Origin of the sequence: Mycobacterium riyadhense, assembly GCF_963853645.1 — a bacterium.
GTDB lineage: Bacteria > Actinomycetota > Actinomycetes > Mycobacteriales > Mycobacteriaceae > Mycobacterium > Mycobacterium riyadhense.
The window spans coordinates 2,830,074-2,853,867 of record NZ_OY970456.1; the positions used below are offsets into that span (position 1 = coordinate 2,830,074).

The 23,794-nt window shown below is 63.8% G+C and carries 21 protein-coding genes and 2 pseudogenes; 8 read left to right on the forward strand and 15 right to left on the reverse strand.

Annotation, left to right across the window (positions count from 1 at the left end; genetic code table 11):
* Window positions 1-57 precede the first annotated feature (57 nt).
* Both AADZ78_RS12730 and AADZ78_RS12735 read left to right on the forward strand, forming a co-directional pair.
* A complete protein-coding gene (locus tag AADZ78_RS12730) occupies window positions 58-1,431 on the forward strand; it encodes a PLP-dependent aminotransferase family protein (protein ID WP_085250809.1) in 1,374 nt (457 codons plus the stop codon).
* Window positions 1,432-1,543: 112 nt separating this feature from the next.
* Window positions 1,544-2,260, forward strand: coding sequence for a dienelactone hydrolase family protein (locus AADZ78_RS12735; protein WP_085250787.1), 717 nt, complete (start codon window positions 1,544-1,546; stop codon window positions 2,258-2,260).
* A gap of 29 nt (window positions 2,261-2,289) precedes the next feature.
* Here AADZ78_RS12735 and AADZ78_RS12740 read toward each other — a convergent pair whose 3' ends face one another.
* The 6 genes and pseudogenes from AADZ78_RS12740 to AADZ78_RS12760 form a co-directional block, all read right to left on the reverse strand.
* Window positions 2,290-2,850, reverse strand: coding sequence for a thioredoxin family protein (locus AADZ78_RS12740; protein ID WP_085250788.1), 561 nt, complete (start codon window positions 2,848-2,850; stop codon window positions 2,290-2,292).
* A gap of 225 nt (window positions 2,851-3,075) precedes the next feature.
* The gene (locus AADZ78_RS12745; RefSeq protein ID WP_085250789.1) at window positions 3,076-3,654 is read right to left on the reverse strand and encodes a Crp/Fnr family transcriptional regulator; all 579 of its coding nucleotides are present in this window, start codon (window positions 3,652-3,654) and stop codon (window positions 3,076-3,078) included.
* Window positions 3,632-3,802 (reverse strand): annotated as a pseudogene (locus tag AADZ78_RS29045) (hypothetical protein); the annotation flags it as partial. The pseudogene AADZ78_RS29045 and the gene AADZ78_RS12745, both read right to left, overlap by 23 nt.
* Window positions 3,803-4,054: 252 nt before the next feature.
* A complete protein-coding gene (locus AADZ78_RS12750) occupies window positions 4,055-4,465 on the reverse strand; it encodes a PIN domain-containing protein (protein ID WP_085250790.1) in 411 nt (136 codons plus the stop codon).
* A complete protein-coding gene (locus tag AADZ78_RS12755) occupies window positions 4,452-4,691 on the reverse strand; it encodes a hypothetical protein (RefSeq protein WP_139828735.1) in 240 nt (79 codons plus the stop codon). Before AADZ78_RS12755 ends, AADZ78_RS12750 begins: the two co-directional genes overlap by 14 nt.
* 212 nt (window positions 4,692-4,903) lie before the next feature.
* Window positions 4,904-5,590, reverse strand: coding sequence for an LmeA family phospholipid-binding protein (locus AADZ78_RS12760; protein ID WP_169726308.1), 687 nt, complete (start codon window positions 5,588-5,590; stop codon window positions 4,904-4,906).
* A gap of 565 nt (window positions 5,591-6,155) precedes the next feature.
* On the opposite strand from AADZ78_RS12760, the gene AADZ78_RS12765 reads away from it, so the two are divergent.
* A complete protein-coding gene (locus AADZ78_RS12765) occupies window positions 6,156-7,631 on the forward strand; it encodes a PecA family PE domain-processing aspartic protease (protein WP_085250792.1) in 1,476 nt (491 codons plus the stop codon).
* Window positions 7,632-7,645: 14 nt separating this feature from the next.
* Here AADZ78_RS12765 and AADZ78_RS12770 read toward each other — a convergent pair whose 3' ends face one another.
* From AADZ78_RS12770 to AADZ78_RS12795, 6 genes are all read right to left on the reverse strand, one after another.
* Window positions 7,646-9,202 carry a succinic semialdehyde dehydrogenase gene (locus AADZ78_RS12770; RefSeq protein ID WP_085250793.1) on the reverse strand — a complete coding sequence of 519 codons (1,557 nt, stop codon included), beginning with the start codon at window positions 9,200-9,202 and terminating at the stop codon, window positions 7,646-7,648.
* 67 nt (window positions 9,203-9,269) lie between these two features.
* Window positions 9,270-9,959 (reverse strand): esterase, encoded by a 690-nt coding sequence (locus AADZ78_RS12775; RefSeq protein WP_085250794.1) that lies wholly within the window; start codon window positions 9,957-9,959, stop codon window positions 9,270-9,272.
* Between the two features lie 118 nt (window positions 9,960-10,077).
* Entirely contained in the window at window positions 10,078-11,154 is a 1,077-nt protein-coding gene (locus AADZ78_RS12780) for a PDR/VanB family oxidoreductase (RefSeq protein ID WP_085250795.1), read from the reverse strand.
* An 11-nt stretch (window positions 11,155-11,165) separates the two neighbouring features.
* Window positions 11,166-12,869 (reverse strand): SDR family oxidoreductase, encoded by a 1,704-nt coding sequence (locus AADZ78_RS12785; protein WP_085250796.1) that lies wholly within the window; start codon window positions 12,867-12,869, stop codon window positions 11,166-11,168.
* Window positions 12,870-12,929: 60 nt separating this feature from the next.
* Window positions 12,930-13,838 carry a metal-dependent hydrolase gene (locus tag AADZ78_RS12790; protein ID WP_085250797.1) on the reverse strand — a complete coding sequence of 303 codons (909 nt, stop codon included), beginning with the start codon at window positions 13,836-13,838 and terminating at the stop codon, window positions 12,930-12,932.
* 23 nt (window positions 13,839-13,861) lie between these two features.
* The gene (locus tag AADZ78_RS12795; protein WP_085250798.1) at window positions 13,862-17,113 is read right to left on the reverse strand and encodes a thioester reductase domain-containing protein; all 3,252 of its coding nucleotides are present in this window, start codon (window positions 17,111-17,113) and stop codon (window positions 13,862-13,864) included.
* 675 nt (window positions 17,114-17,788) lie between these two features.
* Between AADZ78_RS12795 and AADZ78_RS12800 the strand changes: the two genes are divergently transcribed.
* Window positions 17,789-18,058 (forward strand): hypothetical protein, encoded by a 270-nt coding sequence (locus AADZ78_RS12800; protein ID WP_085250799.1) that lies wholly within the window; start codon window positions 17,789-17,791, stop codon window positions 18,056-18,058.
* 17 nt (window positions 18,059-18,075) lie between these two features.
* On the opposite strand, the gene AADZ78_RS12805 is transcribed toward AADZ78_RS12800, so the two are convergent.
* Window positions 18,076-19,071, reverse strand: a complete 996-nt coding sequence (locus AADZ78_RS12805) for a diacylglycerol kinase family protein (RefSeq protein WP_085250800.1) — start codon at window positions 19,069-19,071, stop codon at window positions 18,076-18,078.
* A 247-nt stretch (window positions 19,072-19,318) separates the two neighbouring features.
* Here AADZ78_RS12805 and AADZ78_RS12810 point away from each other — a divergent pair, with 247 nt between their 5' ends.
* The 4 genes from AADZ78_RS12810 to AADZ78_RS12825 all read left to right on the forward strand — a co-directional run bounded on the left by AADZ78_RS12810 (window position 19,319) and on the right by AADZ78_RS12825 (window position 21,996).
* Window positions 19,319-20,200 carry an oxidoreductase gene (locus AADZ78_RS12810; RefSeq protein ID WP_085250801.1) on the forward strand — a complete coding sequence of 294 codons (882 nt, stop codon included), beginning with the start codon at window positions 19,319-19,321 and terminating at the stop codon, window positions 20,198-20,200.
* Window positions 20,201-20,373: 173 nt separating this feature from the next.
* Entirely contained in the window at window positions 20,374-21,300 is a 927-nt protein-coding gene (locus tag AADZ78_RS12815; protein WP_085250802.1) for a DMT family transporter, read from the forward strand.
* A gap of 46 nt (window positions 21,301-21,346) precedes the next feature.
* Entirely contained in the window at window positions 21,347-21,601 is a 255-nt protein-coding gene (locus AADZ78_RS12820) for a type II toxin-antitoxin system VapB family antitoxin (RefSeq protein WP_085250803.1), read from the forward strand.
* On the forward strand, window positions 21,601-21,996 hold the full coding sequence (locus AADZ78_RS12825; protein WP_085250804.1) for a type II toxin-antitoxin system VapC family toxin: 396 nt from the start codon (window positions 21,601-21,603) through the stop codon (window positions 21,994-21,996). Before AADZ78_RS12820 ends, AADZ78_RS12825 begins: the two co-directional genes overlap by 1 nt.
* 46 nt (window positions 21,997-22,042) lie before the next feature.
* Here AADZ78_RS12825 and AADZ78_RS12830 read toward each other — a convergent pair.
* Together AADZ78_RS12830 and AADZ78_RS12835 are read right to left on the reverse strand one after the other, a co-directional pair.
* Window positions 22,043-22,366, reverse strand: a pseudogene (locus AADZ78_RS12830) (TetR/AcrR family transcriptional regulator); the annotation flags it as partial.
* A 208-nt stretch (window positions 22,367-22,574) separates the two neighbouring features.
* Window positions 22,575-23,783, reverse strand: a complete 1,209-nt coding sequence (locus tag AADZ78_RS12835; RefSeq protein WP_204080107.1) for an IS4 family transposase — start codon at window positions 23,781-23,783, stop codon at window positions 22,575-22,577.
* Window positions 23,784-23,794 lie beyond the last annotated feature (11 nt).

Sequence of the window (23,794 nt, forward strand, 5' to 3'; positions counted from 1 at the left end):
GGTTCATCTGTAAGGTCCAATTCTATGGCAGATTCGTGGACCAGTGGGCCCGGCGGAATCGACCTGCACCTCGATCTTCCACCTGGACGCGGTCGACGTTCGGCGCTGGAAGGCGCTCTGCGACAAGCTATCCGCGACGGGCGTCTCGCCCCGGGCGAATGGTTGCCGTCCTCGCGTGCGCTCGCCGCACAGCTCGGGCTCGCACGCGGAACCGTCGTCGAGGTCTATTCCCAACTGGCGGCCGAGGGATACCTGCGCACCCGGCCCGGCGCGGCGACCGAAGTGGCTCGCGGGCCGCACGTCCCGACAAGAGTCGCCGTAGAACCCGTCGCCGCGCCCGTCGTCGCCGATTTCCGCCTGGGTCGCCCCGACATCAGCATGTTCCCCCGCGCCGAATGGCTGCGCGCGCTGCGGCGAGCCCTGCAGACCACGGCGCACTCCGAGCTTGGTCCGGCAGACCCACGCGGATCTCCGCGCCTGCGCGCGTTACTCGCCAACTACCTGGGTCGGGTCCGCGGGGTTCTCACCACCAGCGAGCGCATCGTGATCTGCAGTGGGTTCACGCAGGGGTTGCGGTTGGTGTGTGACGCGCTGGCCACCGGCGGCGCCCGGTCGATCGCCCTTGAGAATCCCTGCCTTCCCGATCATCGCGCAATCGCGGACGCCAGCGGACTCGCCGTGGTTCCACTCGACGTCGATCGCAGCGGTGCCCGGCCGGAGGGATTCACCAAAGCTGCCGCCGCCGCTGTCCTGACCCCCGCGCACCAGGCCCCGCTGGGCGCGACGCTGGACCCCGCCAGGCGCACCGAGTTCGCGCGGATCGCCGCCACACGGGGCGTGTATCTGGTCGAAGACGACTACGACGGCGAGTTCCGTTACGACCGCCATCCCGTCGGCGCTTTGCAGGGACTCGCGCCCGAGCACGTCATCTACGCGGGCAGTGCCAGCAAGAGCCTGGCTCCCGGGCTCCGCCTGGGCTGGTTGGCGCTACCCAACGACCTAGTCGACGCGGTGATCGAAGCCAAACGCCGAGCCGACCGTGGCACCGATGTACTGGCGCAGTTGGCATTCGCGGAGTTGATCGAGTCGGGGGCTCTCGACCGACACATCCGACGGATGCGCCGCCGTTACGGGAATCGGCGCGACGCGCTCATCGCGACCCTCGGGCGCTACGCACCAGCGGTGTCGATCCATGGAATCGCCGCCGGGCTCCATGCCGTCGTCTCACTGCCCGAACATATTTCGGAGGCCGATGTGATTGCCGCAGCGCAGCAGCGCAAGGTCGCTCTCACCGGCTTAGCCCCCTTCTGGCATGGGACAGGTCAGCACACCGAGGGAATCGTCATCGGCTACGGGACACCGCTGGAACATGAATACGCCGCCGCACTGGCACATCTCGGTCAATTGATGAGCGCCGTGACAAAGAAATAGAGCCTCGCGTTGCTTGAATCACGTTGATTTTGCGTAGACATCGCGATGCGGGTGTTCACGAGCGGTGAACGCTGCGCGCCCGACGTTTTCCTTACCTGATAGACAGTCAGTTATGACGACGGTGACGGACATCGAATATCAGGCCGACGGCAAAACCATGGTCGGTCGGCTTGCCGTACCGGAGGGCGACGGCAAGCGTCCCGCGGTTCTCATTGCCCACGAGGGCCCAGGTCTGGACGAGCACCAACGCCTCCGAGCGGATCATCTTGCAGAGCTCGGCTACGTGGCGTTCGCACTCGACTATCAAGGCGGCGGGGTGGCGATGACTGACCGGGAAGCCATGATGGCCCGCCTTGACGAGCTTTGGCATGATCCGGAGCGCACCCGTGAGCTGGCCCGCGCGGGCCTGGACATACTGCTCGACCAGCCTCGTACGGAGCCAACGAAGGTCGCCGCCATCGGGTACTGCTTCGGCGGGTATCTGGTGTTGGAACTGGCCCGCGCCGGAACCAACCTCGCGGTGGTCGTCGGTTTCCATCCCCGGCTGGCCACGCCGCGTCCACTGGACGCGGCAAACATTACCGCCAAGGTTCTCGTCTGCATTGGTGCTGAGGATCCGCTGATCTCGGTCGGTGAGCGGATGATGTTTGAAGAGCAGATGCGCGCGGCCGGGGTGGACTGGCGGATGAACCTCTACGGCGGCGCCCAGCACAGTTTCACTCATCCAGACGTCGATAGCATCGGGGTCCCCGGGCTGCGGTTCGATCCAATCGCCAGCGAGCGGTCGTGGCGGGCCATGCTCGACCTGTTCGACGAGACGTTCCGATGAAGCTCGACTACTAGCGAAATCACTGGGCGCTAGGCGGGGCCTTGACGCCACTTGATGCTGCACCCGATCGACGGCCGCTGGTTGGGGTCAACCGGCCGCCCGGTAAGAACGGCGTCGACCGCGACCCGCACATCAGTGGCCGTCACCGGTAAGCCATTGCCGGGGCGGGAGTCGTCGAGTTGGCCTCGGTAGACGAGTCGGCGTTCACCGTCGAATACGAACGTGTCCGGTGTGCAGGCCGCGGAGAAGGCGCGGGCAACGTCCTGGGTCTCGTCGTAGAGGTACGGGAACGTCCAACCGTGACGGCGGGCCTCGGCGACCATCTGATCGGGTCCATCCTGCGGGTAGGTGACGACGTCATTGCTCGAGATGCCGACCATAGCGACGCCTCGGTCGCTCAGGTCTCGACCAAGCTGAGCGAGCCCGTCGGCGACATGTTGGACGTACGGGCAGTGGTTGCAGATGAAGGTGACGACCAGCGCGGGACCTGTCAGCTCGTCAAGGCCGATCGTGGCGCCGGTGGCCGGCTCGGGGAGCGCAAACGGCGGCGCTGGGGTGCCGAGGTCGAGCATTGCGGATTCGGTTGCCATGTCCGCCAGCGTACGTCTGGTGACGCGGAGCCTCGTCGACGCCAGCGGCTAACCGGTTGAGTCACCGCACTTTACGCAGGTCGGCAAGGGAGTTTCTCAGCCCACCGTCCGTCTCACAGTGCACCTCCTCGTGCGTGACGGAACAGCCTAATACTACGCCTGGTAGTAGATGCCAGGCCTACGGCGAATAGCCTCGCGACGCCGCTGCGGCGCCAGAACCGACGGCTACGCCGTGCTGTTCCGCTCGAGCCACTGGTGGAGCGCGTCCTCGAGCGCGGCCGCAGCGCCCACACCCGCACTGTCGGCGGCCTGTTCGAACCGCTCGACCAACTCCGTGGGGACTGAGGCATTTACCTTGGAGCGCGGCGGTTTTGGCTTCGGTAGCGGGCTGACGGGCACGTGTTGGGCGGCAGTCGCCTCCATGATTTCACGCAGTGCGGGTATCTCGTCGAGCAAGGGGGCGAGATCATCGCGCTCGACGCGCAGCACCTCGGCCGGCCCGATCGTCGTTACGGTCGCAGACCGCAATTTCCCACGGCGGAGCGCAGATTCGCCGATCACCTCGCCCGGCCCCAAAACAGCAATGCGGTCTTGACCGACGTACACTCCTACCTCGCCGCTGAGCAGGATGTAGCAAGCGTCCGACGGAGTCTGCTCGCGAATCAGCGGCCATGGCACGGAGTGTGAAGTGTGATGTGCAACCCGGACGAGACGCTCCAACTCATGATCCGTGAATTTGTCGAATGCGGTGAACCCGCGTAGCCGACGGGCGTCTTCCGCTTCATGTCCGTCTCCGTCGACCATGGTGGCCTCCTAATGAGCGATGTGACCCTGACAATGAGGAGCCTAACTCACCACCCACGATGGGTAGTGGCGACTTGTGCCACGGTGTCGCCGGAATGCCAAGAGGGGGATCGAGATTGAACACACGGGCGGTCGCGATCGTTTGCGACCATCTTGTTGAGCTGGGGACCAGGTGTTGGGCGAATTGCGACCAGATGGCTGCGGTCAACGGCCGCAGCGCACTTGACCGGTGGACAACCGGTCCAGCTTTTGTCAATTTATGACCTATGGACGTGACCTATCCCAACTCCGCGGTGAATTACAAACGCGCAGAGAATCATTCGGTATGTGATGACTGACCATAAGGTGTTTGTTCCGCCCGTAACTGGCTCAAACAGATCCCTTAGCCTGCTGGGTGCGACTAAGCTCGGAACGGATTCTCCACCCGTACGCCGGCGTAGTCCTCGCTGTCGCTTAGGTCCTCGGATAGGACGACATCACAACCGAGAGCGCGGCCGGCCTCGATGACTGCGGCGTCCCAGTACGAGATCCGGAAGCGTCGAGATGTCGTAAAGGCGGCCAGCATTAGCTCGGCTGTTGTTGGGGCGACGGAAAACCGCATAAACGACTCCACCAGGTCGACGGCCTGCTCGTGAGTAATCGGGTCCGGTCGGCTCACGCGCGTTGCCTGGACGTAGAACTCCTGAAGAACCTGAACAGACACCGCCAGGTCGCGGGCGGCCAGGATTTCGTTTGCGCACTTTGCCTTGTCCTGCTCTTCTGGGTCGCGTGAGATCGCATAAAGCAGGACGTTGGTGTCAATGAACCGCACGGTCGTGGACTTCGTCTCGGCTCAGACGCTCGCGTGCGCGAAACTGGCGTATTTCGTTCTGGATCCGCCGCTGCTTTGCCTCAAGCCGGGAGAATTCAGCCTCCCGCTCTGAAAGCGAATTCAGATATTCAGCAACGAGGGCGCTTACGGACTTGCCGAGCTCTGCAGCCCGAATCCTCGCTAGGCGGTAGATGTCGTCGGAAACAGAGACGGTGATGTTCTTCACAGTTTCACAGTATCACAGTTGTTGTGATAGCTGCTGTTCGTCGCGGTCCGGTTACGCCGCCAGCTCGCGTGCTGGTGGGCGGGGCAAGCGGGGAGTGGTCGTCGAGGAGGTTGCGGATTTTCGCGTCGGTGTCATCGGCCCGCTGCCCGTGTGTGACATCGGCCTAGCAAAGCTCGTTGGGTCGGGCGGCAGTGCAGCGTCGCGTACGCAGATCAGTGATCACGGCACTGTTGTGACGGGGCGACGGCTAGCTGAGCGCGCCGACCGGTCAGGTAGAGCATGAGAGCCGAATCGGTGACTTTGATGCTCTTTGCGGTCAGCCCGAGCGGTAGACCGACAAGGCTTCTGCGGCGTTGGATGCTGCCGCCACGGCTGAATGCCGAGACCTGCCGGGCATCGACCGGGTGGCCCGCAATTGCCATCGCGCGGATAGTGAAGACCAGGTCGGAACCGTCCAGTGCGGGGACAAGCTCGACGGTGAGCTTTCTGGTGGGCCCGGCGTTCAGGCGGATGAGTCCGTCGTGGGTTGTCACCGACAGCATCGCCGCATCCATACCGTTCGCCTCGGATAGGGCTTGCCGGATCGCGTTAAGGTTCATGGTGACTGTCGCATCGGTGTGTGAAGCGGTCGGCCCGCCGAATACTGATACGTCGTGCAGTACGGCTGATATGTCAACGCTGCCAAACTGACATAACGAGGCGTCTTTGGCCGCGATGGACACCGCTGAGATGCGGTCAGTCACCAGGTTGAACACCATTGGTGATGGGCCGATGTCGACGGTTAGCGCTGTGGTGTGCAGCGTGCGTCGCGCGCTGTCCATGATCATCGCGCGCACCTTGTCGCGGGCGAAAACCTCGGCGGCGCAAAATGCGACGCTCAACGCGAGCACTACGCTCACCGCCAGGATGCGTCTTATCCGCCCTTGGGCGGTCGGCTGCCATGGAGTGGCGGCTGCCGCTCGAACACTTTTCACGGGCGAGCTGTTTCGCATCGGTGGTACCGAAGGTGCTGTGTTAGAAACATTCGTTGATTTGGTGCTTTCTGCGATGTGAAGGCAGTCGGTTATCGGCGCTGATCCACTCCCACCCGGTTAGTTTCGCGGTTTCTTTGGCTATAGCGGTGTCAGAGGCCCCCAACCACTCTCGTCGGGCGCTGGCTGCATGTGGGTCAGCCGAATGGCGGATTTGACGGATGAAACCCTCTCCACCTGTCGAGCGAGGATAGTAGAACCTCGAATCGCGCAAGATATCCTGGCGAGCTGGCAGTGGTCAGCGAAAAGGCTTCATATCAAGATGTTTCATCGACCAACTGCGCCTCGCAGCGCGTTGTGCGGCGCAGTCGCTGACCATTGTTTTGGCATACCTGACGGACTGTGGCAGGTCAAGCCGCGCAAAACCGAGTTGCCAAGTCGGCGGCTGGCTAAGCTTCATGCGCACAGGGCTCGGATTGGCGGGAAGGGCGATGTGTCGCAACTGATCGTGGCTCCGGAGTGGTTGGTATCTGCCGCAGGGGACTTGCAGGAGATCGATTCGGCGCTGACAGCGGCGAACGCGGCGGCCGTCGTTCCGACCACTGGGCTCCTGGCCGCCGGTGCCGACGAGGTATCTGCGGCCGTGGCGACGCTATTTGCCGCGCACGGTCGGGAGTTTGAGGCGCTTAGCAGGCAGGCCGGCGCGTTCCACGCTCAGTTTGTGCAGGCGCTGAACTCGGGGGCTGGAGGCTATATCGCTGCGGAGGCCGCGGCTGCCTCGCCGTTGCAGACCCTTGAGCAGGGCCTGTTGGGTGTGATCAATGGGCCCACGCAGTTGTTGTTGGGGCGTCCGCTGATCGGCAACGGAACAGACGGCACGGCCGCGCGCCCGAATGGCGGGGCGGGTGGGCTCCTGTACGGCAAAGGCGGCACCGGCTATTCCCAGACGATGCCTGGGATGGTCGGCGGGTCCGGTGGTCCGGCGGGACTGATCGGCAATGGAGGTGCAGGGGGTGCAGGCGGCCCCAACGCAGCTGGTGGGCCCGGAGGCATCGGCGGCTGGTTGTATGGCAATAACGGGGCAGCTGGAATTGGTTCACCGGTAAACGTATCCGTCCCGCTGTACATGAACAGTAACTTTCCGGTGGTAAATGTCTCGATAAATGGCGGACCGAGTGTGCCCGTGCTGCTTGACACCGGAGCCGCTGGCCTTGTAGTCCCATTCTGGGATATCGGGTTACAGCACCTCGGCTTGCCCACCGGGTTTAATGTCATTCGTTACGGCAATGGGGTGGGCATTCTCTACGCCGATTTCAATACTACGGTGGATTTCGGAGGTGGAGCCGTCACTTCGCCGACCAGTGTTCAGGTCGGCATCCTGCCCTTTCCGACATCACTCCAGGGCCTAACGCTAATCGCAACAGGGCATGCGTTCGGTCCTAGCGGACACGGAATATTGGGTATCGGCCCGAATATCAACGCTAATGTGGGCGGGCACGCCAACGTTGTGACTACTGCGTTGCCGGGTCAACTCAATGAGGGTGAACTCATCAACGTTCCCCAGGGTTACCTACAGTTCGGTCCCAACACGGGCACTCCCATCACCTCCGTGACGGGAGCGCCGATCACCACCCTGGATGTACAGTTCGGCGGCTACGACCCCCTCGGACCCTACTATCCGGTTACCTCGATTGTTGATTCCGGTGGCAATCACGGCACTATCCCTGGGATTATCCTCGGGACCGGCCAGACCTCAGGAATTGTTCCTCCGGGAACAACTATTTCTATCTCCACGAATAACAATCAGACGCTGCTGTATTCGTATACGACGACCGCGACCGACAGCCCAGTTGTTACCGGAAACGTCCCGATGAATACCGGGCTTATGCCCTTCGCATTGGGGCCGGTGTATATCTCTAACAGCCCCAGCGGTGTCGGGGCGGTCGTATTCAATTACCCGCCGCCGTAAGGAATGACGAAGCGTCACCTACGACCGGGCAGCTTCATCACCGTGCGCACGATGGGCAACAACGACTTCTGCCAGAGCGTCGCCGGAATGCCAAAGGGCGGATCGAGATTGAACACGCGCGCGGTCGCGATCGTTTGCGATTCGGTGTACTTCAACAGGCCCTCGGGACCGTGTCTGCGGCCGACACCCGACAGGCCCATGCCGCCCATTGGGGCGCTGAGGCTGCCCCACGCGAACGCATAGCCCTCGTCGACGTTCACCGTCCCAGACCGCAACCGGGCCGCGATCTTCTGGCCCTCGGCGGCCGACCCCGCCCACACGCTGGCGTTGAGCCCGTAGTCGGTGTCGTTGGCCTTCTCAACGGCTTCATCCACATCGGCGACAGGGTAGATCGAGACGAGTGGCCCGAACGTCTCGTTGGCCGCGCACTCCATCTCCGGCGTGACGTCGGTGAGCACAGTTGGCTCGTAGAACAGCGGCCCGATGTCGGGTCGAGCTTTGCCGCCGGCAATCACCTTGGCGCCCTTGGCCGTTGCGTCATTCACGTGGCCCGACACCGTCTCCAGCTGAGCTGCCGAGATCAAGCTGCCCATGTCCACCGAGAAGTCGTACGCGGTGCCGAGCTTCATGTTCTGCACCGCGGCACCGAACTTGCTCGTGAACTCGTCGGCGATGTCCTTCTCCACGTAGATCCGCTCAATGGAGATGCACAGCTGGCCCGCGTTCGAGAAGCACGCGCGAGTGGCCGCCTTGGCGACCTTGTCGAGGTTGGCCCCCCGCGCGACGATCATCGCGTTCTTGCCTCCAAGCTCGGCCGAGAAACCGATGAGCCGACGGCCCGCGTGTTCCGCGAGCCGGCTCCCAGTTTCCGACGAGCCGGTGAACATCAGGTAGTCGCAATTGTCGGTGATTGCGGTGCCGACCACCGAGCCCGGACCAGGCACGATCGCATACAGCGCTGGTGGCAAGCCGGCCCGGTACAACAGCTCGGCACAAGCGAGCGCGCAGTACGGCGTCTGGCTGTCCGGCTTGAGCACCACCGCGTTGCCCGCAAGAAGTGCAGGCACGGAGTCGGACACCGTGAGCGTCATCGGGTAGTTCCACGGCGAAATCACCCCGACCACACCCTTGGGTTGATAGCCAACGGTGGTCTTGCCGATCGCCGGCAGCAGCGGCTGCACCGTGCGAGGCTTCAGCAGGTCCGCGGCGACGCGTGCGTAGTAGTTGGCGTTTGCCATCAGATCGACGATTTCCTCCTGCGCCGCCCAGCGGGCCTTGCCCGCCTCGGCTTGCAGGAGGTCCATAAGGAACTCGCGGTTCTCGATGACCAGATCGCGATAACGGCGGATGACCTCAACTCTCTGGGCGACCGGACGCTTGGCCCAATCAATCTGTGCCACACGGGCTTCGGCGAATGCAGCTGCCACGTCGTCGGCCGTGCCGACTGGGACCGTGGTCAGCGGCTTGCCAGTGAAGACCTCATCGATCGTCTTGGTCTGACGTGCGTCGATGTCTTTGATCGCGGCCAGCTGGCGCAAGCGGTCAAAGACCTCGGTTGACGGTGCGGGCATGTCATTACCTTTCGAAGGAGCGCAAGCGTCTACGACATCAGCCTATTGGGCGGGACCTGTCTCAGGCCTATGCCAACATCGGGTCGATCGCGGTGCGCGGAACTAATGCTTGTGTGGCGCCGGCCGATTCAGGCAGCAGCCCGCCCTGGCTGAAGAAGAAAATGACGCCGTCGTTGGTGATCGCGAAGTTCTGGTAATTGGTGGGGTCTAACCCAGCAGCGGGAGCTATCGAAACCTGCTGCCCGGTCTGTTTTTGCAGCTCAGCTTGCACTATGGGAAAGACGACCGGCAACGGATCGGTGTCGGGTTTCCATAATGTGTCGAAGGTGATGGCCTTGCGATACGCCTGGTCCCAGTTGAACGCCTTGTACGAAATTTGCGGGTGTGCGCCGCCGAGGTTCTGGTAGACCTTGAGCACCACGGCTTGTGTTCCCCGCGGCGGTATTGCCGACCCGTAATCGGTGGAGGTGATGTCGAGCTCGTAAGGGTGCTCGCGCGGCGTTGACGATTTGGCCGTACTTAGGAAGGTGTCGCGTGTTTGCGTGACATAGGTCTCCAGTGACTTCTGGTCGGGGTAATAGCTCGGAAGCGTGATCTGGATGTTGTAGGCGGGGTCAGACACTTGAATCTGACACGTCTGGCCGTTGACGGTGCCGTTGAGGTTTTCGCAATAGGACTTCGGTGCGGCAGCGGCGACAGCGGGGCAGCCAATCAGGACGACAGCCGTGATGAGCATGGCTATCTTGACGATGCGCATGTGGGGTTTTCCTTCCCGGATAGGTTGCGATATCACCGCGGACGAGAGATTACCGTCCTGACATCCGGTGGGCTACGCCCTGCAGGTATTCGCTGCCAGCCGTGTGCGCCGCTTCCGCTCAGGCGTCGATCACCACGCGACCACTCTTCGCCCGCGACACGCAAACCAGCATTTCGTCATCGCCCTCCGCGGTGCGCCCTCGGCGATCGACCTCCCCGGCCAGCACCTTGAGTTTGCAGGTGCCGCAGAACCCTTGCTGGCACGAATAGGCGGTCGTGGGGTCGTGGTCGAGCATGACGTCCAGCGCGGATCGGTTCGCCGGCACACTGAGCACCCGCTGCGAATGCGCGAGTTCCAGCTCGAAGGGGACACCGTCGACAACCGGCGGCGGACTGAACCGTTCGTAGTGCAGTGGTGCGTTGGCGTGTTTGTCGCGCGCGGTGCGTACCTTCTCGAGCATGGCGGGCGGGCCGCACACGTAAACAGCCGTTGCCGGCCCGGCGTCGGCCAGCAGGTCGGCCGCGGTGGGCATTCGGCCGCGCTCGTCGTCGGCCCACACGGTGACTCGATCCGGCGCCACCGCCGTCACCTCGTCGAGCAGTGGCATGTACTGGCGGCTGCGCCCGGCATACACCGCGCGCCAGTTGATTCCGTGCTGATGAGCCAGCTGAATCATCGGCAGGATCGGCGTCACGCCGATTCCGCCGATCACGAACAACACCTGGTGCTCGTCGGTGACGAGATGGAACGCGTTGCGCGGACCTTCGAATACCAGGGCGTCGTTTACGTCGAAGGTGTCATGGATCTCTATCGAGCCGCCGCCGCCGTTGTCGATCCGGCGCACGGCGATGCGGTAGTCGGTGCGCCGTCCTGGGGGACCACACAGCGAGTACTGCCGACGGCGGCCCGAGGGCAGTCGAACATCGATGTGCGCGCCGGGCGTCCAGGACGGCAGCAATGCGCCATCGGGATCGGCCAACGTCAAAGCGACCACATCGGGTGCGAGCAGCTCGCGTTTGGTGACCACCGCGGTGTTGGTCCGCCGCACCGGCGCTATCCGAGATATCGTCCAGCGCGACGCCGACGCGAACCCACCGAAGAGAACACCCACGCCCCACAATGCGGTGTAGCAGCGGTCGCGCTTGCGGCGACCGTACAAGTCGGCGGGTCGAGTGCTCCAAATAGTCTGCGACACAGTGAATTTCCCTACCTTTGTCGAATGTCGAGCCGCGCGAACCGCCGAACCGGCGATGGACTGATGCGGCGCAGCGCATAGCCGATCCTGGACTCGGCGGCGATCGGCAACACCGCCCGGCCGGTCCGGACAGCCTTGACTATCGCCTCGGCGGTGGCCTCCGGGGTGTCATTGGCGATAGTGGTGTTGACGAAACCTGGGCACACCGCCGAGACCGCGATGCCTTCGTCGGCGAAGTCGGCGCGCAACGACTCGCTCAACGCAAGCAACGCCGCCTTCGTGGTGCCGTAGGCAACCATGGCCTTCCGCGCTCTCCAAGGCGCATACGCTGCGGCCGACGACACGTTGATGATCGTTCCGCCCTGGCCGCGCTCGACCATCTCGGCGCCGAAGGCCCGGCTGCCGTGGATGACGCCGCGAATATTGACCCCCATGATGGCGTCCCAGTGCGCCGACGTCGTTTCCAGGAACCCTCCCGCTATTCCGATGCCGGCGTTGTTCACCAGGATGTCAACCACACCATGTTTGTTGTGCACTTGTGCGGCAAGGTTGTTCATCGCCGTTTCATCACTGACGTCGACTTGGTAGACCGCTGCCTCGGCTCCGGCCGCCCGAACGGCCTCCGCGGTTTCGTTGGCACCGGCGAGGTCTCGGTCGACGATCACGACGGCACGCGCACCCTGACGGGCCAGCTCCACCGCGGTGGCCCGGCCGATCCCGGCGCCCGCCCCGGTGACCAGCGCGAGTTTTCCTCGCACGTCGCGGGGGCCGGTGCCGATGACGTTCTCTCCCGCCGGAGCCGCTCCCTCGCCGACCAGGTCGACCCACTCGCTGGTGAGCCGGGCGATGACGTCGGGACGCGAGCTCACCACCCAATGCCCGCCTTCGATGGGAATGACCCTGCTGCGGACGGGAATTGACCCGGTGAACCGCTGTAGGGCAGGCGACACGAAAAAGTCTTTGCGCGCCACCAGCACCTGCATCGGGACGCGTGTCTGCGGTAGCACCGGTGGCGGCGCCAGAATCGGCGCGGGGATGTTGGCGCGGTATAGGTTGAGCCCATTGAGGTAGTCATCGATCGACCGGGGCACCGCACGACGTTGGCTGTGACGGCTTGATCGGCCGATACGTCCAACCGCCTCAATAACTTTCACAGTCGCCCCGGACCGGATCGCCACCTCGGGCGCACCCGGGCATAGGAAGAACCAGAGGTACGACGACGCCAGGATCTGTTTGGCGACATCGACCGCCGCGCGAGGTGTCCGCGGTGACCGCAGAAATCTGCCCGCATAGTTCAGGTGCGGCCCAGAGATCGACGTAAAGGAGGCGATCCTGCCCAGCACCGAGTCGTCGGTGACCGCCGTCCAGCATTGGACCGAGCCCCAGTCGTGGCCCAACAGGTGGACCTGGTCCACCCCCAGGCTGTCGATTACCGTGCCGATATCCGAAATCAGTTGGGGAAGTTGGTATCCCGATCGGTCAGCCGGAGACCCTGATTCGCCGGACCCGCGCACGTCGTAGGCCACAAAGTTGTATTTGGCATGGTATTGCGCACTGCAGCGCTGACCGAGTTCGTCCGCCACCCCGTCCCACACCTGGTGGTTATCCGGATAGCCGTGCACGGCCAGGATGGTCGGGCGCCGCTTGTCGATCTCGGTGTAGGCGTGGACGGCAAGGGGCACGCCGTCCGACGCGACAATGGTATGGGTGACCATGGCGCGCTCCTCCTCATCACTTGGTTCTGCATCGTCGCCGGCGCGGGTTGTCCTCGACGCTCAGTGAGACGCTCGGGCGGCAGGCGACCTGGCCAAGTAGTCGACGGCGCGTCCCACCCCGCCCAGCTGGGACGGATGGAAACTCGGCGTGTAGTAGGCGCCAATGACCCGTACGAATTCCAGCGGCCCGGGCACCAAACCCCGGCGCGCGGCGTCGAAAAAGTCCCGCCAGCGCGGTTTGGTCCCCGGCGGCAGGTATGGGTCCACCGAGTACATGAATCGCACGCCGCGGATGAACAACCACAGCATCGCCGGTGTCACCAGCAGCTGGGTGCGCACCTGCCGCCAGTACCCGGCACGCAGATGCTTCATGGTGTCAAAGGCGACCGCCTTGTGTTCGACTTCCTCTGCGCCGTGCCAGCGCAGCAGGTCCAGCATCACCGGGTCGGTGCCGAGGGCGTCGTGTTGTGGGGTGTCGAGGATCCATTCACCCAGGATGGCGGTGTAATGCTCGATGGCCGCCACGATTGACACCTGCTCTGCCAACCAGCTCTGCCGTCGGCGTGGGCTCCATCGGGGCCGGTCGCCGATGAGCCTCCGAAACAGCCAGGCGATCTGGCTCGTGAAGGGCGCAACGTCAATTCCCTTGGCCGCGAAGTGCTCGAGCACACCCGAGTGCGCTTGGGAATGCATCGCCTCCTGGCTGATGAAGCCCTGCACGTCCCGCCGCAGTTGGTCGTCCTTGATCAGCGGCAGCGCCTTCTTGAACACTTCGACGATGAACTCCTCGCCTGCCGGCAACAGCAGGTGTAAGACGTTGCAGAAATGGGTGGCGAAGGGTTCGTTGGGCACGTAATAAAACGGCAGCTTCGCCCAATCGAACTCGACGTCACGCGCCTGCAGGACGATCCGCTCGTGATCGGGCGAGGCGTCATGCGGACCCGCTGCCCGGTCATCCACGGTGAACATGGCGAACCTCCCCTTCGGAGTCGCTATGCAATGGATTGCGCCTCCTCGGTCTCCTCAGTGATCAGACCCTCGCGCTGCAGGAACCGCACCAGGTCGTCGACCGTGTCGGTCAGGGCCGGCTCGCGCAGCCGGACCTCGGCCAGCGCACGCGCCTGCCGGTACTGAGCGTTGTCGTAGCGCTTGTCCCGCATCGCCGCGATCTTGTCTGCCGAGCGGGTGAGGAAATCGACCAGCGGATAAAGCGGGTCGCGGGGCCCACACCTGAGGTTCATCTGCTCAGCGAAACCCGGGATGTCGTAGTAGGTGAAGCGGTAGCCGTAGCGCTCGGACAACAGCCGCGTGATGTTCATGAGGTTGTAGTAGCCATCCGCGGTCATGTTGAAAACAGTGCCCGCCTCGGCCGGCAGTGCCATCAGCGCAACGATGTGATCCGCGATCAGGTCCGCCGGCAGCAGGCTGATTTGGTTGAGCGCGCTGACGGCCACGCCGTGCTCGATCATGAACGCCGTGAGGCGCACCAAGATGTCGTCCTGGCTGCCAAAACCCGAGCTAGTGGGGGAGATGAGTGAGGGGCGGTAGATGCGCACGTCGAGTCCTTGCCGCTGCGCGGCCAGCACCAGCTGCTCGGCGACCCACTTGGTCTGCGAGTAACCGAAGTCCAGGCCACTCATTTCCGGGTTCGCGTAGGACTCCCCGACGACCGGCTTGGTGCTCCAGCCATAGATGAAGGTGCTGGAGACCAGGTGGAAGGTCTTCCGGTGGGCGGTCATCGCCAGGCGCAAGAGTTCCCACGTGCCGGCCACGTTGGCCGGCCGCAACGCGTCGTAGGTCCGGACGTAATTGACCAGGGCGCCGTTGTGGACGATGGCATCGACGGTCTCGGCCAGTCGCTGGAACGCCGCCTCGCCGATTCCCAGGTGAGGCTCAGCCAGGTCCCCGCAGACGATCCGAACCCGCGCCCGGGCCTCGGCTTCGAGCGCCGGGGACCATAGCTGAGCCCGGCGCAGCGAGGCGACGATCCGGTCCAGGCCGTGCGCCTCATCCGTGGCGCGGACCAGCGCGTGGACGGTGTAGGAAGTCTGTCCGAGCAGGCTGCTCAGCAGGAACGGTCCCAGGAACCCGGTCGCGCCGGTCAGCAGGATGTCGCTGGACGCGCCGGCTCGCGCTGCTGGGATCGCCGGCAGCGGCAGCTGTGTGTCGGCGCGCATCTGCGTGGTCTCGTATTCCGCGTAATCGGTGGAAATTCGATCGAGCGCCTGCCGCAGGGCATCCAACGGCTGCCCGCACTCGCCAGACCCGCTGCCGAATTGCCGCATCAGCCGGAAGAACTCGGCGACTGTCAGCCGCTGCAGCAGGCGCGTGTTGACCTCCTCGGCCACCGCCCCGGCGCCATGCTCTGCCAGCAACGCCTGCATGTCGGCGCGCAGCTCGGCCAAGGCCAGCGAGTCGATCCCGAGATCCGCGAACGAGTAGTCCTCCTGACCGGTCAGATCGTAGCTGTCGATGAGGTAGCGGAAACGTTCCAGCGGACCCGCGCTGGCGTCCGGCGTTTCGGGGCTTTGGTGGGTGTAGCTCGCCACCACGGACAGTTTCCCGTCCAGCCAGAGCTTGCGTGTTTGCGCGCGCCTGATCTTTCCCGACGTAGTCTTCGGAACGCTGTGCGACGGCACGAACACGATGGTGTGCGGATCGACATGGCAGTGCCTGCGGATCGCTCGCGCCAGGGCTCTTCCATCTGGGAGAGCGTGTTCGTCTCGCACCTCGGCGACCACGACCGGCACTTCATGTTCCTCGCCCTCGACCGAGAAGGCGGCGACGCAGCCGTCGCGCACCTGCGCGGCCTGCCCCACGATGGCCTCGATGTCCGAGGGGTAGCAGTTGACGCCACGGACGATGATCAGATCTTTGGTCCGACCGCAGACGAACAGTTCGCCTTCGTACAGGAAGCCGAGATCCCCGGTTCGTAGGTAGGTGTGTTGGTCATCGCCTGCGACGCGAGCTCCGAAGACCTCCGCGGTAACGTCGGGGCGGTGCCAGTAGCCACCGCCCTTGGACGGTCCGTCCAGCCAAATCTCGCCGATCCGGCCCTCGCCTAAGGCCCGCCTCGATTGGGGATCGACGATGCGGACCACGTTTCCGGCAACGGGCTTGCCGCAACTCACCAGCGGGGCCTGATTGTTGTTGTCGGGCAATGCCTTTTCGACGCGCGCGAGATTCTGCTCTAGCGCTCGCTTGTTCAGAGTCAGCGTCTGACGCCCCCGGATGGACACGGCCAGGGTGTTTTCGGCCAAGCCGAAAGCGCCGGTCAACGCATCGGGCCGCAGACCGTAAGGAGCGAAGCGCTGCCGGAAGCGCGTAAAGGTCTTGGCTCGCAGGGGCTCTGCTCCGACGACAATGCTGTCGAGGCTGCTCAGGTCGATCCCGGCCAGCTCGGACGTGGGCAGCTTGTCCTCCCGTAGGCAGTACTCCAGGGCGAAGTTCGGCGCGGGGCTGTGGGTTGCGCGCACGTCGCTGATGAGCCGTAGCCACGCCGACGGTCGCTGGAGAAAGTCGGCCGGCGACATCGCATGTGTAGTCCCGCCGCCCACCAACACGAACAGGTAGGCCGATATCAAACCCATGTCATGGTGCTGGGGGAGCCAGCTGACCGCTACTTCGTCACCGTTCAAGGCCGAGGCGTTGGCGATGACGTTGGCGTGGCTGACGATCACGCCCTTGGGATCGCTGGTGGAGCCGGACGTGTACTGCAGGAAGAGCACCGAGTCGGGAGTGTCCGCCACGGGGGCGCCGCCAAAGTCCTGCGTGCCGTCGGTCGCAAACCAGGGCAATTCCGGGAGGCGCTCGGCCTCGGGCCAGGGCAGCGCGCCTTGCGCTTCCTTGAAGCCGAGCAGCTGGCGGTAGTCGTACTCGAACTGCTTGGTCGACAGCACTGCCTTGGCCTGGCAGTCGCGCGCGATGAAGCTGAGCTTGGCCAGTCCCGCTTCGAAGGCCATGGGCAATGGAGCGCTGACCGGTACCGCGACTACCCCGATGCGCGCGCAGGCGAAGAATGCCGCCACCATCTCCAGACCCGGGGGATAGACCAGCAGTGCCCGTTCACCGGGCCGGAGCCCGGCTTCTGCGGACAGGTAGGCGGCCAGCTCGCGCGTCCGCTCGGCGAAGGTCTGGTAGGTGTAATGCTCGAGCTCGCGGCCCTCGGCATCGACGAACCGGTAAAGGGTTTGGTCCGGTCTCCGCGCTTCCCACATCCGCAGGTAGTCAATGAGGGTCTCCATCGTAGGAGTCATTCCCTGTCCCCTTCCCAGGTCGGTCGCCGTTCGTCCAGTCCGTCGTCCCGGGACCTCCGTCAACACGATTGATCAAGAAAATCGTAACGCTACTGACGAAGCTCAAGCAAATCTAATAAGCGATTTTACAGGTACCGCATATCAACTTCACAATGTTAATTTGGCGAACAAGTAAATATGCCTATATATGCGGCGGATGCCGTTGTGTTAACCGGCCGACATGCCGACCGGGCATCGGATGTTCATGAGGCCAGTAGGTACTGTTATCAGTAAGTCAGTACAAGCTGTATGACCAGCTAGGTTCGTCTTATCAGCAAATACGGTGATACTGGTGTGCGGATCTCAGTATTTCCGTATCCGATGATTATTGGAGAGGAGTTGGTTCAATCATGGCGAGCTGCGCCATTATTCTGGCTGATATCAAGCGTTTGTTCGCAAATAACTAGCTGACGGTGAGTACTTCAATTCAACCCTGATGGCGAGCAGTCGTAGCAATTGGCTACAACGTCGAATTGAAGCGCTCTTATAAATCCGCCGGCCGGCCACCGGCGCCGCAGTCGCCGCCACCCGAATCTCGGCACGCAACCAGACCCGCTCATGATCTACGGATATACTGATATTCCTACCTACTGACATCCGATATGCCGACAGGAGATCACCGCCATGAACTCCGCTTCCGACCGCATCGCCGCGGCGCCGACCCAACCCGTGACCCTCGGACGAACACGCGTCCAACGAACAAGCGTCCGACGAACGGTCGACCTCACACCCGCCCAACACCGAGCCCTCGACATCTGGCAGCGAGACGCCGCTGACCGCATCGGCCTAACCCGCGTCACCGGACAAGAGGTCCTCGCCGCACTCATCGACCAACTGCTGAGCGACCCAAAACTCTCGGCCCAGATCACACGCACCATTCAGGCCCAGCGCTGACTGCACTGGGGCTGGCCTCAAGCACCTACCTGGGCGATGCGGATGCGCGGCCCGGCGCGGGCCACAAGCCTGACGATGCCGACGAAACGCTCGCCATCGATGATCGGCGATAGCGGCTCTTCCTCGGCCTCAATGATCATCTCTTTGCCGTTGACGTCGCGTACCCGTTCACCGCGGATCGTGCCCTTGGTCAGCGCCGCGGGAAGCTGCGCGATGATCCTCGAGGGTGATGTCTCTCCGGCTTGGAAATGCAGCGCACCAAGCTCGGAAGCCTTGGGGAAGAGCCGAAACGGACCGCCGACCCGGAGGTCGATCGCGCCGGCGTGCAGCAACCTGTGTGTTCGCGTCGGGACCTCCTCGCCGTCAATGAGCACGCGGGCGCGCGTCGGAGCGAAGAGATGCGATGCATAGTTGCTGCTGGTGGAGCGGCCGGGAGCAACTTTGGCGGCTAGGTAGTCGCCGAACGTGCGAGCAATCGTTCGAGCGACGGCCGTCCGGTTATGGTCGGGGTTGGCATAGTACTTGTCGTAGAACCGGTTGCCGACACCTCCGGCGGCCAGCCCAAAACAGACGCGATGAAACGCTGCGCCGTCCGCGGTTTCGCCGTCGAGCTCCAGAGTGTCGAGGCGCATTTCGGGTGGCGGCCGATCCGCCTGGGCAGCGGCCGTCAGCGCACGCACAATCGCATCGGCCCGGCCGCGTACTCGTGCCTTGCGTGCGACAGCGTTGACGCTGCCGCCATTGGTGGGCACGAACGTTGGCCAGCGTTCCGGATCGGCGATGCACTGCCAGGTTTCATTGACCAACCAGTGCAGCGCGCCGTCGCCGCCGTCGCCCACGAGGTGGCTGACCCGCGGATTGAGTTGCTGCACGATCCCGCGGAGGTCCTCGACGGAGGCGGTTTCGTGCACCTCGCCCCACGGGCCGACGATCTGACGCAGTTCGGCGCTGCGATCACCCGCTGCAGCACGGTTCCTGCGTGCGAGCGGGTTGACGATGACGCCTAAATACATACGGAAGTCCCCCGACTGAGGCGCGCAGGTGCGCGTCCGCTGGTCATCCCCGGGACGATACCCGCGACGTGCGCGTGGGCGAGATCACGCCCGGAACTGTGCGTCAGAAGACCAGCGGGATGTGTCAGTTTCGCCGAAACTGACGATTTGCAGCGAAAGTGCGAGAGCGCGCCTGCAAAACGTCAGTCTCGGCGCGATATCTAGGACGTCAGAAGCCCGTTGCGATTTCGAAGCTACTGTGGCTGGCATGGCCGGTTGGACCGCCGCAGATTTGCCCTCGTTCGAGGGACGCACCGCCATAGTCACCGGCGCCAACAGTGGACTGGGCGAGGTGACCGCTCGGGAGTTGGCCCGGGTCGGTGCCCACGTCATCCTCGCGGTGCGGGACACCGAGAAGGGTGACGCCGCGGCCGCGGTCATGGCCGGCCCCAAAACCGGCCAAGTCGAGGTGCGCCAACTTGACCTGCAGGACCTGTCCTCGGTGCGGCGCTTCGCCGACGGCATCGACAGGGTCGACATCCTGGTCAACAACGCAGGCATCATGGCCGCCGACTTCGCGCTGACCGCCGACGGATTCGAGCGTCACATCGGCACCAATCATCTCGGTCATTTCGCGTTGACCAACCTGCTGCTGCCTAAGCTCACCGACCGGGTGGTGACGGTGTCCTCGCTGCTGCACATGATCGGCTATATCAGCGTCAAAGACCTGAACTGGCAGTCCCGGCCCTATTCGAGGTGGCTGGCCTACGGCCAGTCGAAGCTCGCCAACCTGCTGTTTACCAGTGGGCTGCAGTTGCGTCTCGACGCCGTTGGCTCTTCGCTGCGCGCGCTGGCCGCCCACCCCGGCTGGTCGCACACCAACCTGCAAGGCCGCTCGGGGCGCAAGTTGACCGACGCGGTGGTACTGGCCGCCGACCGTGTTGTGTCAACGGATGCCGACTTCGGCGCCCGGCAGACGTTGTACGCGGTGTCGCAGGATCTGCCGGGCGACACGTTCGTCGGTCCGCGATTCGGCCTGTACGGCCGCACCCAGTCGATCTGGCGTAGCCTGCTGGCGAAGCGCGCAGCCAGCGCCGCCGCACTTTGGGAGCTTTCCGAGCAGCTCACCGGCACCAAGTTTCCGCTTTGAAGCTCGACAGCCTGCCCACAGCGCATGCCTAGATAGTTCAGGTAGGAATTGAGGAGGTTTCACCGCGCGGGCGGCTGAGCATTCTGTGCACACAAGACGAACCGCGGAAGAAGCGCAGGTGAATAGCGCGTGCGTAACGGCTTCCGGGTCGGACGTCGGCGAGGAGGCCACCCATGTCGAATACCGATATCGCGGCGATTCTCGCTCTGTGCGCCGCGCTGGCGGCCGCGATCGGAAACGTGATCCGTCAGCGGTCCGCGCAGGAGGTCACCGACGGACCGGTTGGCCACTTGACGCTGTTCGGCATGTTGGTGCGCAACACCCGGTGGTGGCTGGGCGGTGTCGGCGACGTCGCTAGTTACTGTCTGCTTGCTGCGGCCCTCGACAGGGGCTCGGTCATGTTGGTCACGGCATTGCAGGTGACGGTGCTGCTGTTCGCCTTACCCATCTACGCGCGGCTGGCCAGTCATCGGATAACCCGCCGGGAGTGGATGTGGGCGGTATTGCTGGTGGGGGCATTGGCGACGGTCATCACGTCCGGCGACCCGACGGCCGGCCACTCCCGTGGCTCGCCGACAGCTTGGATCGTGGTGGCCTTGGTGATGGGTCCGGCATTGGGGTTGTGTGTGCTGGGCGCCCGGATCTGGTCGGATCGTCCGGCCGCGGCGGTGCTGCTGGCGGTGGTGTCGGGTTCGTCGTTGGCGCTGTTCGCGGTGCTGACCAAAGGTCTCGTCGAGGTTCTCCACACTGGCGTAGGCAACTTGCTGCATGCGCCCGAGCTGTACGCCTGGGTGCTCGCCGGGCTGGCCGGGATGATCTTTCAGCAGTCCGCGTTTCGCGCCGGCGCGCTGACCGCGTCCCTGCCGGCGATTACCGTCGCAAAGCCGGTGGTGGCCACCGTGCTGGGGATCACCGTCCTCAAGGAGACGCTGGAAGCCAATGGTCCAGAGTGGATTTTGCTGATAGCGGCAGCGGTGCTGGTCATCGTCGCGACGGTGGCCCTGGCTCGTGGTGAGGCCGCCACGATGGCGGCCGGCGCCGGGCGTGACGTGAAAGTCATCAACCAGCCGAAGGTGCCGTCGCAGCGCTTGTGCGACTGATGCCTGCAGGCGTCTAGAATCTGGCGATCAGTATATAATCTTTATTGTGGCGTTGAGCATCAAAGATCCCGAGGCCGACCGGTTAGCCAGGGAATTGGCAGCTCGCACTGGCGAGACTTTGACAGAAGCAGTCGTGGTTGCGCTGCGGGAACGACTCGCCCGCCAGACCGGGCGCACTAGGTCCATTCCGCTGGGCGAAGAGCTGGCGGCGATCCGCCGCCGATGCGCGGCCTTGCCAGTGCTCGATACTCGAACAGCGGATGAGATGCTCGGCTACGACGACCAAGGGTTGCCCGGCTGATGGTGATCGACACATCTGCGCTGGTCGCGATGCTCAACGATGAGCCCGAGGCCGGACGGTTTGAGACAGCCGTGGAAGCAGATCATGTTCGGCTGATGTCGACAGCGTCCTACCTGGAGACGGCCATCGTGATCGAAACACGCTTCGGTGAACCCGGGGGACGGGAGTTAGACCTGTGGCTCCATCGCGCCGCAGTCGATCTTGTCAGCGTCGATCCCGGCCAAGCCGAGGTTGCACGTGTTGCCTACCGCACGTATGGCAAGGGGCGGCATCGTGCCGGCCTGAACTATGGCGATTGCTTTTCCTACGCCCTCGCCAAGGTCAGCGGCCAGCCGCTCCTCTGCAAAGGCGACGACTTCGCCCGCACCGACATTCGCGTGGTTCCTGCTGATTGACGCGAGCCCGCCAATTCGGTTGAACCTCAGAGGTTCTCGATATTCGTTAGTCCACCGGCTGGGCTTCCGGTGCCTGTTCCCTTGCGACGAATGAGTCGTACATCGTGGTGTCGGTCAGCAGCCCGTGAGTGTAGATCTCGAGGGCCGGCAGGATCATGTCCTTGGCGTAGTCGCGCAAAACCGCAGCCATATCGGTTGGATTGTCGTGCATGTGCAAGTAGAGCAGGAATCCACCGCCGCCGGTCATCGCGAGAAACGCGGCGCGTGCCTTCGGATCGCGGCTGGGCTTGATAGTGCCAGTGCGTACCGCATCCTCGAGATAGCCTTCGGCGTTATCGATCATCTGAGCCATCAAGGCGCGTCCTAGATCCAATACCGTTCAGTTAAGGCGGAGAGTCGTGACGTCTGGTGGGCGTTGGGGTTGGGGCCAGTGAGCGTGAGTTGCGCGTTTGACGTGCCATTTGGACATTTTGCGTTTGATCACCCGTGGTGCGGATCGTCGGCGCCTGGCGGGGTTGAGTCGGTCGAGCAGGCGGCGCAGGAAGGCCCACCAGTGCTGATCGGCGGCTTGGGGGTCCTCAGGGGGGAAATGCGCCCTGTTGGGCGACGGATTGGCGGGTGATGCGCAGCGCGGCGGTGAAACTGACCCGGTCGGGGTCCTCGCCGGCGTGTTCGGCGGCCTGGGCCATCAGGGTACGAATGGCGTAGTGACAGCACAGATGTCCCCAAATCTCTTGTAGGACAAGATCAGGGGACTTCGAGCGCAGCACCACCTGGGGTCCGCGTTGATGGGTTTTGAGTTCGTCGAAGGTGTTCTCAATCTCCCAGCGCTGGGCGTAGGCGGCGGCCAACTCGACGGCGGGGGCCTGTTCGGGATCGGTCAGCGTGGTGAATAGCCGGTAGCTGGTGGAGTTTTCGCGTCCGTCGTCGATGGTGTAGTCGATGACTCGTGCCAGCATCGGCTCGCTGCGACGGTCAGCGCTGGACTGCAGATGCGCTAGCCACGAGCCGTCAGCAAGATCCTGCACATGCACCGGTTGTGGCGCGTAGGCGTCGGTGCGTACTCGCCACAACAGGTCGGCTCCGGTCGCAAGGGCTTTGCGCCACAAGGCATACGAGAAGAACCCGCGATCAGCCAGCAGCAGCATGTCCGGCGTGAGAGCATCCAGCAGCTTTTCGGCGAGTTTGGCCTCCGAGTCACGGTAACCACCGATCGTTGCGGCGAAGACCGCATGCGTGGCACACTCGGCCAGCCCCAGGATCCGGGCCTGCGGAAATGCGGCCTTCTCACCCCTGCCGCCGGCCCCCGGACGACTGAAGTACTCGTCGTTGGCTGGGGTGTCGGCCACATCCAGACAGCTGCCGTCGATGGCCACCAGCCGCCGCTCGGCCAGCCAAGCCCCTGGGGTTTGCGGTCCGGCTAACGGGCGGGCTACCCGGGAAAACAAGCTGGCCAACGGGGCCGATCCCAGCCGCTCACGAGCCTGAAAGATCGCCGACTTACCCGGCAGTCGATACTCTTCACGCCACCCCGACGCCCACGCCAAACCATCAGTGAGCTGGGCCAACACATCCTCATACGAACCCTCTGAATACAGGCCCATCGCGATCGCGAAATACGCCATCACCCGCGCAGGCAACGACCGATGCCGCTGCTGAGTGCGACCGGCCTGCTCGATCACCTCATCCACCACCGTCGCGGGAAACACCCGCGTCAGCACCCCCACCGACACCAAATCTGACAACCGGCGATCCGACTCAGGCTTCCGCCAACCCGCACGAGGCATAGGTCATAAAC